Source organism: Streptomyces sp. NPDC030838 (assembly GCF_055572035.1).
The window spans coordinates 657559-671325 of record NZ_JBVIED010000001.1; the positions used below are offsets into that span (position 1 = coordinate 657559).

The 13767-nt window shown below is 71.2% G+C and carries 14 protein-coding genes; 8 read left to right on the plus strand and 6 right to left on the minus strand.

Annotation, left to right across the window (positions count from 1 at the left end; translation table 11 throughout):
- Nucleotides 1-53 precede the first annotated feature (53 nt).
- Nucleotides 54-470 carry an ankyrin repeat domain-containing protein gene (locus ACZ42A_RS02955; RefSeq protein ID WP_468525357.1) on the minus strand — a complete coding sequence of 139 codons (417 nt, stop codon included), beginning with the start codon at nt 468-470 and terminating at the stop codon, nt 54-56.
- A 95-nt stretch (nt 471-565) separates the two neighbouring features.
- Here ACZ42A_RS02955 and ACZ42A_RS02960 point away from each other — a divergent pair, with 95 nt between their 5' ends.
- Together ACZ42A_RS02960 and ACZ42A_RS02965 are read left to right on the plus strand one after the other, a co-directional pair.
- Nucleotides 566-724 carry a hypothetical protein gene (locus tag ACZ42A_RS02960; protein ID WP_468526161.1) on the plus strand — a complete coding sequence of 53 codons (159 nt, stop codon included), beginning with the start codon at nt 566-568 and terminating at the stop codon, nt 722-724.
- A complete protein-coding gene (locus tag ACZ42A_RS02965; RefSeq protein ID WP_468525358.1) occupies nt 721-1158 on the plus strand; it encodes a hypothetical protein in 438 nt (145 codons plus the stop codon). Before ACZ42A_RS02960 ends, ACZ42A_RS02965 begins: the two co-directional genes overlap by 4 nt.
- Before the next feature lie 39 nt (nt 1159-1197).
- Here ACZ42A_RS02965 and arfA read toward each other — a convergent pair whose 3' ends face one another.
- From arfA to ACZ42A_RS02990, 5 genes are all read right to left on the minus strand, one after another.
- A complete protein-coding gene (gene arfA / locus ACZ42A_RS02970; protein WP_468525359.1) occupies nt 1198-2712 on the minus strand; it encodes an arabinosylfuranosidase ArfA in 1515 nt (504 codons plus the stop codon).
- 107 nt (nt 2713-2819) lie between these two features.
- Nucleotides 2820-3791: an arabinan endo-1,5-alpha-L-arabinosidase gene (locus ACZ42A_RS02975; protein ID WP_468525360.1), complete on the minus strand. Its 972-nt coding sequence runs from the start codon at nt 3789-3791 to the stop codon at nt 2820-2822.
- Entirely contained in the window at nt 3788-4645 is an 858-nt protein-coding gene (locus tag ACZ42A_RS02980) for a carbohydrate ABC transporter permease (protein WP_468525361.1), read from the minus strand. Before ACZ42A_RS02980 ends, ACZ42A_RS02975 begins: the two co-directional genes overlap by 4 nt.
- The gene (locus ACZ42A_RS02985; protein ID WP_468525362.1) at nt 4642-5583 is read right to left on the minus strand and encodes a carbohydrate ABC transporter permease; all 942 of its coding nucleotides are present in this window, start codon (nt 5581-5583) and stop codon (nt 4642-4644) included. The genes ACZ42A_RS02980 and ACZ42A_RS02985 overlap by 4 nt, the downstream gene beginning before the upstream one ends.
- Nucleotides 5580-6929, minus strand: coding sequence for an extracellular solute-binding protein (locus tag ACZ42A_RS02990; RefSeq protein WP_468525363.1), 1350 nt, complete (start codon nt 6927-6929; stop codon nt 5580-5582). Before ACZ42A_RS02990 ends, ACZ42A_RS02985 begins: the two co-directional genes overlap by 4 nt.
- Before the next feature lie 232 nt (nt 6930-7161).
- Between ACZ42A_RS02990 and ACZ42A_RS02995 the strand changes: the two genes are divergently transcribed.
- The 6 genes from ACZ42A_RS02995 to ACZ42A_RS03020 all read left to right on the plus strand — a co-directional run bounded on the left by ACZ42A_RS02995 (nt 7162) and on the right by ACZ42A_RS03020 (nt 13482).
- Nucleotides 7162-7770 carry a toxin-antitoxin system, toxin component family protein gene (locus ACZ42A_RS02995; protein WP_468525364.1) on the plus strand — a complete coding sequence of 203 codons (609 nt, stop codon included), beginning with the start codon at nt 7162-7164 and terminating at the stop codon, nt 7768-7770.
- Between the two features lie 23 nt (nt 7771-7793).
- Nucleotides 7794-9005 (plus strand): DUF6545 domain-containing protein, encoded by a 1212-nt coding sequence (locus ACZ42A_RS03000; RefSeq protein WP_468526118.1) that lies wholly within the window; start codon nt 7794-7796, stop codon nt 9003-9005.
- A gap of 164 nt (nt 9006-9169) precedes the next feature.
- Nucleotides 9170-9676, plus strand: coding sequence for a toxin (locus tag ACZ42A_RS03005; protein WP_468525365.1), 507 nt, complete (start codon nt 9170-9172; stop codon nt 9674-9676).
- Nucleotides 9673-10857: an MAB_1171c family putative transporter gene (locus ACZ42A_RS03010; RefSeq protein WP_468525366.1), complete on the plus strand. Its 1185-nt coding sequence runs from the start codon at nt 9673-9675 to the stop codon at nt 10855-10857. The genes ACZ42A_RS03005 and ACZ42A_RS03010 overlap by 4 nt, the downstream gene beginning before the upstream one ends.
- Nucleotides 10854-12029, plus strand: a complete 1176-nt coding sequence (locus tag ACZ42A_RS03015; protein ID WP_468525367.1) for an MAB_1171c family putative transporter — start codon at nt 10854-10856, stop codon at nt 12027-12029. The genes ACZ42A_RS03010 and ACZ42A_RS03015 overlap by 4 nt, the downstream gene beginning before the upstream one ends.
- Nucleotides 12030-12090: 61 nt before the next feature.
- Nucleotides 12091-13482: an FAD-dependent oxidoreductase gene (locus ACZ42A_RS03020; RefSeq protein ID WP_468525368.1), complete on the plus strand. Its 1392-nt coding sequence runs from the start codon at nt 12091-12093 to the stop codon at nt 13480-13482.
- Nucleotides 13483-13767 lie beyond the last annotated feature (285 nt).

The window sequence follows — 13767 nt, forward strand, 5'->3', positions numbered from 1 at the left end:
CCCACGCCCGGCCCCCGGCTTCCCCCGCCGGGGGCCGCGGCATTCCCCGCCCGCTACGCCACGGCGCCCGCGGCCCGCAGCACGTCGGCGGTCTCCGGGTGCGGCCCGTTGAGGGCCCAGGCCAACGGGCTGAGACCGGTCCCGCCGTCCTCGCGCAGATGGGGATCGGCCCCATGAGCGAGAAGCTCCCGAACCGTCTCCGTATGCCCCCAACAGGCAGCGGCACACAGGGGCGTTCCCTCACTCCCGTGCCCACTCTCGACATCGGGCACGGCACCGGCCGCCAACAGCGCCCGGACGACGTCCGTGGCCCCATGAACGGCGGCGGCGTAAAGCGGCGTGGTCCCCTCGGAGTCGGCCAACCGCGGATCGGCCCCGGCCCGCAACAGCGCCCGCACATCCCCGTGTTCACCAAGCCTCGCGGCCGACACGAGCCGCGCACTCAGCTTCTTCTGCCGCCGCCTGTTCATACGTTGCTCCCCGCCATGCCCGCCACGGTAGCGGCCCGCTCGTGCGCGGCTGGCACGGGTACGTACCCATACCCTAGGCGTGGGAGGGAGCTTTGATGCCTGACAGCACCATCACGCCGGAAGAGCGGGCCGCCCGCGCCGAGCAGGCCCGCGCCACGCTCAGGGAGTGGAACGGCTACGCACCGACACCCGCTCAGGAGCAGGACCTCGACAGCGAGCTGGACCGGAGGCTGGCCCAGGCGGCCGCCCGATGAGCGACGCCCTGAACACGCACATGTACAAGAAGCGCATCGGACCCTGGGGGCTCGTCGCCCGGGTCTCCCTCGAGGTGCAGGGCCTGGGTGAGGTGCCGCGTGGGGCGCAGAGGATCGGCGGCTCATCTGTGTGGTGGGTGCCGCCGCCGGGGATCGTGCCGGTGGACGAGGAGTGGATGCGGTTCGGGCTGGGACTGGTGGCCGACCAGCTCGACGGGCTCCGGGGCGGGTGCGACGCCGTGCTGGTGCGGGTGCTCGCCTGGGACCAGCCGATGCCGGCCGACTACCAGGAGGAGGTCGCCGCCGCGGCCGTGATCGAGTGTCTGCAGCAGAACCATGGCATCAGGGGCGTCGATATCGGCCTTACGTTCGACCGGGAGCGGAATCGGTATCTGTTCAGCTGGGGAGAGCAGGGCGGAGCCGCCGGAGGGTGAGTCCCTTCGGCGGCTCCGTCGGTGGGGTTCGTTTCCGGGTCAGGCCAGGCGGATCACGTTCCAGGACAGGGGTTCCAGTACGGCGGTCAGCCGGCCGTCCTCGAGGGACGTGCCCTCGACCGGGTGCGGGGTGACCCGCTCGGGGGCGTCGAGGGTGTTGCGGGCGTCGGGGTCGGCATCCGCGAGGGCGCTGTGCTCGACGACCCGGGTCAGGCCGAGGGCGCCCAGGGCGACCTCCAGCGGAAGCGCCTCGGTGCGGCTGCGGTTCACGGCGAAGACGGTGACCGTGCCGTCCTCGGCGCGTACGGCGGTGGCGTGGAGGAGGTCGGTCTCGCCGTACTTCGCCGTCTCGTAGGTCGGCGAGTCGACGCGGACGTCCAGCACCTCGCCCCGGCCGTACTTCGACGCCTGCGCGAACGGGAAGAAGGTCGTCTGGCGCCACGCCGGGCCGCCGGGCTCCGTCATGATCGGGGCGATGACGTTCACCAGCTGGGCGAGGCAGGCGACCGTCACGCGGTCCGCGTGGCGGAGGAGGGCGATCAGGAGCGAGCCGAAGACCACCGCGTCCGTGACGCTGTAGTTGTCCTCCAGGAGGCGGGGCGCCTCCGGCCAGTCGTGCTGCTCGAACGTCTTGGCCTGCGCCTCCCAGCGGGAGAGGTACCAGACGTTCCACTCGTCGAAGGAGAGGTTGATCTTCTTCTTCGACTTCAGCCTGGCACCGATGTGGTCGGCCGTCGCCACCACGTTCTCGATGAAGGACTCCATGTCCACGGCTGAGGCCAGGAAGGAGTCCACGTCCCCGTCGACCGGCTCGTAGTAGGCGTGCAGGGAGATGTAGTCGACCAGGTCGTACGTCTCCTGGAGGACCGTCGCCTCCCACTCCGCGAACGTCGGCATCGCCTGGCCCGAGGATCCGCAGGCGACCAGTTCGACCGTCGGGTCAGCCTGGCGCATCGCACGCGCCGTCTCGGCGGCGATACGGCCGTACTCCTGCGCCGTCTTGTGGCCGGTCTGCCAGGGGCCGTCCATCTCGTTGCCGAGGCACCACAGGCGGATACCGAAGGGGTCCTTGTCGCCGTGGGAGACGCGGAGGTCGGAGAGCGCCGTGCCGGACGGGTGGTTGGCGTACTCCTGGAGCTCCAGGGCCTCCGCCACGCCCCTCGTGCCCAGGTTCACCGCCATCATCGGCTCGGCCTGCGGGCCGATCTTCTTCAGGAACGCGATGTACTCGGAGAGGCCGAAGCGGTTCGTCTCCGTGGAGTGCCAGGACAGGTCCAGCCGGCGGGGGCGGTCCTCGACGGGGCCTACCGAGTCCTCCCACTTGTAGCCCGAGACGAAGTTGCCGCCCGGGTAGCGGATCGCTGTGACGCCGAGTTCCCTCACCAGATCCAGGACGTCCTGGCGGAGGCCCGCCTCGTCCGCGGTGGGGTGGTCCGGTTCGAAGATGCCGGTGTAGACGCAGCGGCCGAGGTGTTCGACGAAGGAGCCGAAGAGGCGGGGGTCGACCTTGCCGATGGTGAAGGCGGGGTCGAGGGTGAAGCGGGCGGTTCGCATGAGCGCCTTTCCATGTGCGTGGCTTGTCATTCGTTGGCGGGTGCGGGTTGTCTGTGGTTTCTCGCGCCCACGCGGCGGAGCCGCATATCGGGCACAGCCCCGCGCCCCTAAAAGACCTTCGGCCAGCCGTCTCTCGACCAGTCGAGCTTGTTCAGGCCCAGCTTCGGCGTGCCCTCGTCCTGGGCGTCGTAGTAGTGGTACGCCAGCCAGTCCTTGCCCTTGTCCTTGAACACCGACTGGCCGCCCGTGCCGATGAACCGGCCGTGGCCCTCCAGGAGCAGGTCGCCGCCGCCCTCAAGCATGGGCTTGCCCGTGCTGTCGACATACGGGCCCGTCACAGAGGTGGATCGGCCGACCTTGATCTTGTACGTGGAGTTCACGCCCGAGCAGCAGGCGTCGTACGAGGCGAACAGGTAGAAGTGGCGGCCGTGCTTGACGATGTACGGGCCTTCGACGGCGTAGGGAGCGTCGGGGCGGGTCGCCAGGTGGTGGACCGGGGCGTCCTTCACCGCCTTGCCCGTCTCCGGGTCCAGTTCGACCATGCGGATGCCCGTCCAGTACGAGCCGAACGACATCCACAGCTTGCCGTCGGCCTTGATGAGCGCCGGGTCGATGGCGTTCCAGGTGTCGGTGCGTTCGGAGCTGAAGACCTTGCCGTGGTCGGTCCAGGTGCCGGGGCGGCCCGATTCCGACGTGGCGACGCCGATCGCCGAGTGGTTGCTGCCCCAGGAGGAGACGGCGTAGTAGAGCCAGTACTTGCCGTCGCGGTAGGAGAGGTCGGGGGCCCACGGGTCGGCCTTGTCGTTGTACTCGTACCACCAGCGCGGCGGCTCGGCGAAGGCGTTGCCCGCGTCGTCCCAGTGCTTGCCGTCCGTGGACAGGCGGGCGCCGATGATGCCGCCCGTCGAGTACGCCACGTAGCCGCCCGTCTTCAGGCGCATGACCGTGGGGTCGTGGATGATCTGCTGGCCGGTGATGGGCCGCGGGTCCGGGTAACTTTCCGCTGCCTGCGCCGTGGTGGGCAGCAGGGCCATCAGCGTCGCCGTCGCCACGGCGGCGAGGGTTCTGCGCACGGTCACTGTCCTGCCAATCCCGTGTGGGCGACGCCCGCCACGATCTGCCGCTGGAAGAAGACGAAGACGATGATCAGGGGCAGGCCGGCCATGAGGCCGCCGGCCATGAGCTGGGCCCACTGGATGCCGTAGGAGTTCATGACGGTCGCGATGCCGTTCGGCATGGTCATCAGGTCGGGGTTGTTGGTGACCATGTACGGCCACAGGAAGTTGTTCCACGACGCGATGAAGGTAAAGATCCCGACCGCGGCGAGGGAGGGGCGGGCCAGCGGGACGACGATGGTGAAGAAGACCCGCCAGCGGCCCGCGCCGTCGATGAAGGCAGCTTCCTCGAGTTCGCGCGGGATGCCCTGGAAGAACTTGTAGAGGATGTAGACCATCGCGGCGGGCGCGCACTGGGGCAGGATCATGCCCCAGTAGGTGTCGACCATCCCCATCTGCTGGACGGTGGTGAAGAGGGGGACGCCGAGCACGGCGGGCGAGATCATCAGGCCGGCCATGACCACGCCCAGCAGGACGTTCTTGCCGCGGAACTCGGTGCGGGCGAAGCCGTAGCCGGCGAGGGCGCTGACGATCAGGACGATGGTCGTGACGCAGACCGAGACGACCAGCGAGTTCACGAACCAGTTGGTGATGTTGCCGGTCTCGAAGAGAGCCTTCCACGCCTGGCCGGTCCACTCCGTCGGCAGCCAGTGCGGCGGGATCTGGGCCGCCTCGGCCTCGGACTTGAACGAGGTCAGCAGGGCCGCGGCGATCGGCGCGACGAAGACGGCGGAGACGGCGACACCGAGCACCGTCAGGACGATCTGGCTGGGTGTCCAGGAACTGCGGGGCTTGAGCCGTATCTGGGTGCTGCTCATCGGGTGCCCTCCTCACGGTTGCGCAGCAGCCACATCCGCGCCAGGGCGACGACTGCGATGATCAGGAAGAAGATGATGGACATCGCGGAGGCGTAGCCCACGCGGTAGCTGGTGAAGCCCTGTTCGAGGGTGTACTGGACGAACGAGCGGGTGCTGAGTTCCGGTCCCGGCGTGAAGTCCATCATCACGACGGCCTGGTCGAAGAGCTGGAGCGAGGCGAGGATCTGGAGCGCGATCACCAGCCCGGTGATGTTGCGCAGCATCGGCAGGGTGATGTGGACCATGCGGTGCCAGGCGTTCGCGCCGTCGAGCTTCGCGGCCTCGTAGAGGTGGTCGGGGATGCCCTGCAGGGCGGCGAGGTAGAGCAGGAAGCTGAAGCCGACCGTCCACCACAGGGTCTCGATGACGATGGCGGGCATCGCGTACGACTTGTCGGTCAGCCAGGGTGTGTCGAGCCCGAAGGTCTCGTTGATCAGGCCGATGCCCTGGGTGAACAGCCACTGGAACATGTTGGCGGCGACCGTCGAGGGCAGCAGGAACGGCACGAAGAAGCACAGGCGCCACAGCCATTTGCCGCGCTCGATGTTGTGGGCGAGCATCGCGAGCAGGAAGGCGAGGACCGTGATGCAGGGGACGACCAGCAGCGTGAAGTACGCGCTGTGGCCGAGCGCGTCCCACATCTGCGGGTCCCCGAGGGCCTCGCGGTAGTTGTCGAGGCCCACGAAGCTCGCGCCCTCGCCGGAGATGTTGGCGTCCGTGAAGCTGAGGTAGACGCCGCGCAGCAGCGGCCAGATCACGAACAGCGCGAACAGTGCCAGGAACGGGGCGACGAACCAGCCGCCGTGCTGGAAGCCCTGCCTGCGGCGGATGGTGGCGCTCGCCGCCGCCGTCTTCGTGCGGGCCGGTGCGATGACGGTCTCTGCGCTGGTCGTCGTCATGCGACCGCACCTCCCTGCGCGGCGGTGGTGCCGTCCATCGGGTTCTTCGAGGCGAGGAGTGTGGTGAGCCGGGACTTCATCCGCGCCGCGACGGCGGCCGGCTTGGCGGAGCCCATCGTCGAGGAGACGACGATCGGGCCGAGGTCCTGGGCGAGCACACCGGTGGAGCCCGCGAACCACACCTTCGGCTCGGTGGCCTGGTGGTCCATGGCGCTCACGTATTCGTTCTGCGGTGCGAGCTTCCGGTACTCGGGCGTGGACAGGGTGGGCGTGTACGCGGGGATGTGGCCGCCGCCCGCCCAGGCCTGGGCGTTCTGGACGATGTAGGCGGCGAGCCGATGCGCGGCCTCGTTGGCGGCGCCGCCGCGGTCGGCCTGGTGGGGCAGGACGAAGGCGTGCGACTCGGCGTGGGTGGCCGGCTTGCCGAAGACGGGCGGCAGCGGGGTCGCGCCGTAGTCGAGCTTGGCACCGGAGAAGACCGGCACCGACCAGTTGCCCTCCCAGGTGAACGGGGCGCCGTTGACGAACTGCTCGCCGGTGGGTGCGCCGGGGATGACGTACCCGTCGGTGACGTGCTGCCGGAAGAACTCCAGGACCTGGGTGGCCTTGTCGACGTCGAAGGTGACCTCGGTGTTGGCGTCGTTGAACCAGGTGCCGCCGAGCTGGGTGTAGAAGGCGACGAAGAACCACCACTGGAAGTTCTGGTCGTTGGTCCACAGGCCGATGGTCTGCAGCCCCTTCTTCTGGACCTTCCTGGCCTTCTTCAGAACGTCGAACCACTCGGTCGTGGACGTCACCGGGACCATCCGGCCGTCGTCACCCAGCAGGTCCGCCTTCCTCAGCACGTCCTTGCGGTAGAAGCAGAGCTGTACGTGGATGTCGAGCGGCAGGGCGTAGAGCTTGCCGTCGATGACGCCGCGGTTCCACAGCGCGGGGTTGTAGTCCTCTTTGCGTACGCCGTACTTGGCGAGCAGATCCATGTCCCACGCGTCGAGGAGACGTCCCGGCGAGAAGCCCGCGACCCGGCCCAGGTGCATGACACCGAGTTCGGGGGCGCGGTTGCCCGCGGCAGCCATCGCCAGCTTCGTGTAGAAGGGGTTGCCCCACTGGAGGGTCGAGTCCTTCACGTCGATGCCGGGGTTGTCCTTACGGAAGGCGTCCAGCATCGCGATCATGTTCACGCCGTCGCCGCCACTGAAGAGGTTCCAGTAACGCACCCGGGTGTCCGCGCCGGAGGCCAGCGCGTCGGCCCCGGTGCCGAGCGCCGCGAAGCCGAAGCTTCCCGCGACCGTCAGTCCGCCCAGGGTGGCCAGCAATTGCCTGCGGTTCAGGCCAGGTTGTCCCATTCCCTGCCCCTGCTCTTGAAGTTCTATCGAGACACGTCAGTAAGAATCAAGGTGGTTGTTCGAAATTTCGGATACCGCTCGTAACTTCGAACGGACCGTAAGGTCGAAGCGTCTGCACGTCAATGGGTCGCGCGCGAATCTTTCGAAACAGGCGTGGTCGTCCCCGGACCCCGCCGCGTACTCTCGGACGCGTCGCCGTGCAGCGGTGAGGCGGCGGCGAGAAGGGGGCACGATGGAGAACCCGGGCGCGCGGCCCAGGGCGGGCCGGATCGCCACGGCGCTGCGGCGCGCGCGGACCGGCGCCGCGATGCGCGAGCTGGCGGCCCAGCTCGGCGCCGCGCTGCGGGCCCGGCCCGAACCCCCCACGGACGTCCGTCAGGTGTGCCGGGCGGTGTGCGAGGAGATGGGCGCACGGCGCGGCGGGCGGCCGGTGGAGCTGCGCTTCGAGCGGTTCCCCGACGAGATCGAGGTCACCGGCCTGTGGGTGGAGTTCCAGGACTTCGACCTGGTCATCGTCGAGGAGCGGGCCGAAGCCGTCCAGCAACTGGTGATCCTCGGGCACGAGTTGTGGCACATGCACGCCGGGCACGGCCATCACCACCTGTCCGGCACGGCGGCCGCGCACGCGATCGCCGCCAGGACGGGCTGGCGCGACATCGCCCTCACCGTCGCCGCCCGCGACGGCTCCCGGGAGCGGGAGGAGGCGGAGGCGGACGACTTCGGGCACCGGCTGGCCGCCGTCTTCCGGCCGCTGGTGTCCGGCGGGGGCGACGACGGCGCACCCCTCGACCCGATGCAGCGATCCCTCGGTTACCGCGGACGCCGAGGGACGGCCCGGTGACGGCCGCCGCCACACCTCCGGAGCTGAACCCCGTCGAGTACGTCCACGGCTTCTATCCCGCCCTCTGGTGGATTCCCGCCGGGATCCTCGCCGCCGCCCTGGCGATCAAACTGCCCAGCATCCTCCGGCTGTGGAGGGACCCGGTGCTGCGCTCGGTCGGCGGCCTGCTGCTGCTCGCCTGCGCCGTGTGCGTCTTCGTGGCGCCGTCGACCATCGGCTGGGGCAACCGGGTCACGGGCGTGCCGAACATCTCGGCGCCCTGGGCGTACTCCCTGCTCACCGCGTTGTGCGGCTCCAGCCTGCGGCTGATCATCACCTGGCGCGACGGCCCGGCCGGCCGCAGGGCACGCACCCGCCGCGCCCTGCGCTGGGTGACCACCGGCTGCTCCGGGGTGATCGCCGCGATCTGGGGTCTGTTCCTCCTCGCGGAGATGCCCGAGGAGCGGTTACGGGACCTGGACACGTACTACGCCGACACTCCGTACGCGCGGGAGATGATCCTGCTCTATCTGCTGGCGCACACCGCGACCGGGCTGGTCATCAACCGGCTGGTCTGGAACTGGGTCCGCGCCGACGGCCTCGACATCTGGCTGCACGCCGGCCTGAGGTTCCTGGGCGCCGGCTTCGCGCTCCAGCTGCTCTTCGACGCCGTCAAGCTGACCGCGGTGGCGGCCCGCCGGACCGGCCGGAACCTCGACTGGCTGAACACGGTCGCGGCACCGCCCATCGCCGCCCTGTCCGCCGTCCTCGTGGCGGTGGGCTTCATCCTGCCGCACGCCGGACAGTACCTGCACGACCGTCGCCGGGTCCGGCTCGCCCACCGCGAACTGCGCCCGCTGTACCTGCTGTTGAGGAACGTCAACGGCGACGGTGTCCCGCGCGCCCTGCGGGCCACCCCCGAACTGCGGCTGATCCGCCGGGAGACGTTCATTCGTGACGCGCTGCTCTCACTGGCCAGGTTCGCCGACGAGGACAGGCGTCGCCGGTCCCACGCCGCCGCGATCCGCCTCGGCTTCCCGGCGGACCGGGCCAGGGCGCTGGCCGCCGCGGTGACGATCCTGGACGCCGTGGAGCTCAGAAGCCGCACCCGCGAGCGCGCCGGCGACCCCGTGGACACCGCGGAGCTGCTGCGGGAGATCGGGGCGGTGTCCCGGGCCCTGCGGCAGGAGGCCGCCCTGCGGGAGATACGGCTCCGCGCGACCGCCGCCGAGGACGATCTGCGCGTCTCCAACTGACCAGCTTTTCGGCCATTGTTGTCCGCCACCCCGACCGTCTTCGTCCGTTACACCCGCGTTTCTCCCGCCCTGCCGCCCCGCGCCCGGGCGGCGAGAGGTGGCTGAAGCGACGCCGCTCTTGGCATATTGCTGCATCGAACACCCGCGCAGCCACGGGGAGAACCGTGCGTACGAACAGGGAGATGCGTCGCCTCGCCGACGCCCTCATCGACCCCATCCGAGTGCCGGTTCCCGCGGATCCCGAGGTGATGTTCCAGGCCGTCGTCGAGTCGGCCATCAAATGGCGAGGACGGGAGATCGTGGTGCACCGGGCGGTCTTCCCGCCCCACACCGCCAGCGGGCTCTGGCTGGAGGGCGAGACGCACGACGACGTCGTCGTCGACAAGCGGGCCGCCGTATGGCACCAGATCGTGATCTTCTGCCACGAGGTGTGGCACATGCACCAGCGGCAGACGGCCGCGGGGCAGGACGGCAGGGCGGCCGCCGCGCGCACCGACTTCACCCTCGCCGACGAGCAGGAGGCCGACCGGTTCGGCATACTGATGGGCCGTCGGCTGCGCACCTGGCTCGAAGCCCCGGCGGACTCCGTGTACGCGGACCGCGGCCATGCCCCACAGGACCTCGCCGGCCGCATCGGGGCCGCGCTCAACTACCGCGGGACCCGGCGATGAACGCACTGACCAACTACCTCAGCGCCGGCGTCCTCGGGTTCGGCCTGCTGATGAAGTCGCCGGACCTGTTCCGCCACCGGCACGACCCCTATCTGCGCTCCATCTGCACGGTCCTGGCCCTGGCCGCCCTCTGCTTCGTCCTCGGCGCCCCGCCCACCGTCGGCGCCGTCAACCGGATCAGCGGCATCCCCAACCTCGCCGCGCCGGTGACCTACGTGGCGATCACCGCGTACAGCGCCGCGTCCCAGGTGCTGGTCGTCCGCTGGCGCGGCGGACCCGGGGTGCGGCGGACGACCCGGCGCTGGATCCTCGCGTACGCGGCGGTCGTCACCGGCATCGTGGCCATGTTCGCCCTCGGCGACGCCCCGGTGGAGCGCCGTACCGACCTGGACACCTACTACGCGAACACGCCGTACATCCGCGAGATGATCCTGCTCTATCTGCTCGCGCATCTCACCTCCGTCGCCGTCACCACGTACTCGGCCCTGCGCTGGGCCCGCCGGGTGGACGGCTGGCTGCGCACCGGCCTGGTGACGCTGGGCCTCGGCATCCTGTGCGGCGCCGGGTACAGCGGGACCAAGCTCGTCGCCGTCGCCGCCCGCTGGGGCGGCCACGACTGGTCGGCGCTCGACCGCAGCGTGTCGCCGGCGGCGGCCGGTCTGGGCGCGCTCCTGACGGTCGCCGGCATCCTGGTCCCGCTCGCCGGCCCCCGGCTCACGGAATGGCGGCGGGCCCGGCGCGCCTACCTCCGCCTCGCACCCCTGGAGCGCGAACTGGACGACATCCTCGCCCGCCGTTCCCTGCGCCTGCCGCGCCCGCGCTGGGCCTCGCCCGCCACCCGGCTGGTGTGGCGCCAGACCAGCATCCACAACGCCCTGAGCTATCTGGACGCGTACGTCGACCGGGAGCTGTACGACGAGACCCTGCGCACCGCGCTGCGCACGACGGGCGATCCGGAGCGGGCCGCGGCCGTGGCGTGGGCGGCGGTCATCGCGGCGGCGGTGCGGCAGGCGGCGGACCCGGAGGGCGCCCGCCCCCTCGACGTGTCCGACCGCTTCCCGGACCGGGCGCCCGACCCGGCCGCGCTGGTGGACATCGCCGACGCCCTGGTCACCTCCGCGCTCGCGCGGGGCGCCGCCGGGCCGCTGCCGGTGACCGCCGCACGGGGCGCTCGCTCATGAGCCTCGTCGTCTATGTGGCGGCCGTGGCGCTCGCGCTCTCCGCCGTCGTGCTGTTCCGCCGGCCGCGCACGCCCGTACGCAACCCGCTGACCGTGTCCACCTGCGTGGCGATCCTGCTGGGCGCGATCGTGTTCTGCTGCTCGGCGCCGGTGACCCTGGCCGCCGTCAACGACCTCACCGGCACCCCCAACTTCGGCGCGCCGCTGACCTACGGCATGCTCTCGGCGTACAGCTGCTCGCTGCTGATCCTGCTGGTCAACTGGCGGGGCGGGGCGCGGGAGCGGGTGCGGCGGCTGATCCGGGACAGCATGGCCGCCTACGGCCTGCTGATCGTGGCCATCGTGGTGCTGTTCGCGCTCGCGGACGCGCGCACCGAGCGGCTGACCGATCTCGACACCTACTACGCGAACACGCCGTTCATGCGCGAGATGATCGTGCTCTATCTGCTCGGGCACACCGCAGCCATGGTGGCGATGTGCGTCGTGTGCGTGAAGTGGGGCCGCGAGGTCACCGGGCTGCTGCGCGCCGGGCTGCGGCTGATCCTGGCCGGGGCGCTGCTGGACCTGGTGGGGTTCCAGCTGGCCAAGTACACGGCCGTGGTGGCGCGGTGGACGGGCCACGACCTCGACTTCCTCTCCACGACCGTCGCCCCGCCGATGGCCTCCCTCGGCGCCCTCGTCTGTTCCGCCGGCTTCGTGCTGCCGCGGCTGCTGCCCGCGGCCGTGGCGCACTGGTGCGGCCTGCGGGACTACTGGCGTCTCGGCCCCTTGTGGTCCCGCGTCGCCTTCGTGTCCACGGCTCCCAAGCCGCCCGTGTCCTGGTGGCAGCTGCCGCTGGAGCGGCTGCACTGGCGCGAGGTGGCCATCCACGACGCGCTGCTCGCCCTGGCGCCGTACTTCGACGACCGGGTGCGGCGGACGGCGCTGTCGGCCGCCCTCGGGGACGGCCGCTCACCGCACGAGGCGCGGGTCGCCGCGGAGGCGGCCATGCTCGACGCGGCCGCGCACCGGGCGGCCGCCCGCGAGGCGCCGCTCAGCACTCCGAGCACCTACCGGCTGCACGCCACGGAGGTGTCCGGTGCCGGTGGGCTGGTGGAGTTGGCGCAGGCACTGGGGCGAACTCCCGCCGTGGGAACGGCGCGTGAAGGTACGGTGAGAGCGTTTCAGGACTGATCGGTTTCAGGACTGATCGCCTGAGTGCGTGCCGTCCTCACGGCTGAGTGCGAGGAGCCCCATGTCGCGTAGAGCTCGAAGAGCTGTCGTCATCGGTGCCGGTCTGGCCGGCATGCTGGCCGCGGCGGCCCTGTCCACCGTCGCGGACGACGTCGTCGTCTGGGACCGCGACGACCTGCCCGACGGCCCGGAGCACCGCAAGGGGCTGCCGCAGGGCCGCCACGCGCACCTCCTCATGGCAGGCGGCCTCGCTGCCATGGAGAACCTGCTGTCGGGCGTGAGCATGCGGGAGCGACTGCTCGCGGCGGGCGCCCGTGAGGTCTCCCTCGCCTCGGGCATGGTGTCCCTGGGCCCCGAGGGCTGGTACCGGCGCTGGCGCGGTCCGGGGCCGGAGATGCTGACGTGCAGCCGGGCGCTGCTGGACTGGGCGGTACGGGACGCGGTACTGGCCGCCACGAGCGTGCGGGTCCGCAAGGGCCAGGTGCTCGAACTGGCCGGAGACAGCCGTCGGATCGAGGGCGTACGCGTCTCGACACCGGACGGCGCCGAGGACGTGGGGGCCGACTTCGTGGTCGACGCGAGCGGCCGGGGCTCGAGGGTGAGCGGCTGGCTCAAGGCCCTCGGCATCACGGACGTCCGCGAACGGACCATCGACGCCGGCCTGGTCAACGCGACACGGATCTACCGCATACCCCAGGGCGCCGAGGACTTCCCCCTCACGATCGTCAACGCCGACCCGTACGGGTCGCGACCGGGCCGCAGCGGCATGGTCCTCCCCATCGAGGGCGGCCGCTGGATGGCGAGCCTCGCAGGCACGCGGGGCGGCGAGCCGCCGTCCGACCCCGACGCCTTCCTCCAGTACGCCCTGGACCTCCCGCACCCCATCGTCGGCCGCCTGCTCTCCGGCGCCGAACCGCTCACCGGCGTCCATGTCAGCCGCTCCACCAGCAACCACCGCCGCTATGCGGAGAAGTCCCGGCAGTGGCCCGAACGCTTCGTCGTCCTCGGCGACGCGCTGGCCACCTTCAACCCCGCGTACGGGCAGGGCATGTCCGTGGCGGCGCTCGGTGCGCGGGTCCTGAACCGGGAGCTGGCCGGCGCCGGCCTCACCGGGCCCGGCCTCGCCCGGCGGGTGCAGCGCGGGGCCGCCGCGGCGGTCGAGGCGGCCTGGACCATGGCGGTCGGCCAGGACATCTGGTTCCCCGGAACGCGCGGCGGCACGCCGGCGTTCACCGACCGCCTGATGAAGCGCTACACCCGCCGCATGATGCGCGCCACGACCGGTTCGTACCGCGCGGCTACGGCTGTCTGGGACGTGACGAGCATGACGGCGGCCCCGACGCGACTGTTGCGACCTGGCGCGCTGCTGGCCGCGGCGGTGGGACCGGTGAAACAACCGCTGGCCGCGCCACCACTGAGCGTGGAGGAACGGAAGCTGGCGGGGTTGCCGTAGGCACCCGGCGTCGGGCCGGGGGAGTCGCGCAACCCGGCGCTGACGGGGCGCCGCCCGCGCCCACCCGTGCCGCCCCAGGCGGCACGCATGCCCGCGGCTTGGGCGGAGGCACTGGCCCGCGGCTTGGCGGACGCACGGCCCGCGGCTTCGGCGGACGAGCTGCCCGCGGCATGGGCGGCACGGCTGCCCGCAGCCACCACAGGACGGCTGCACCCGCCCACGGCGAGGAGGGGACGGGGCGGGGGTGTCCGCCCGCAGCGGCTGGCGCGTCCGGCACGGGGCACA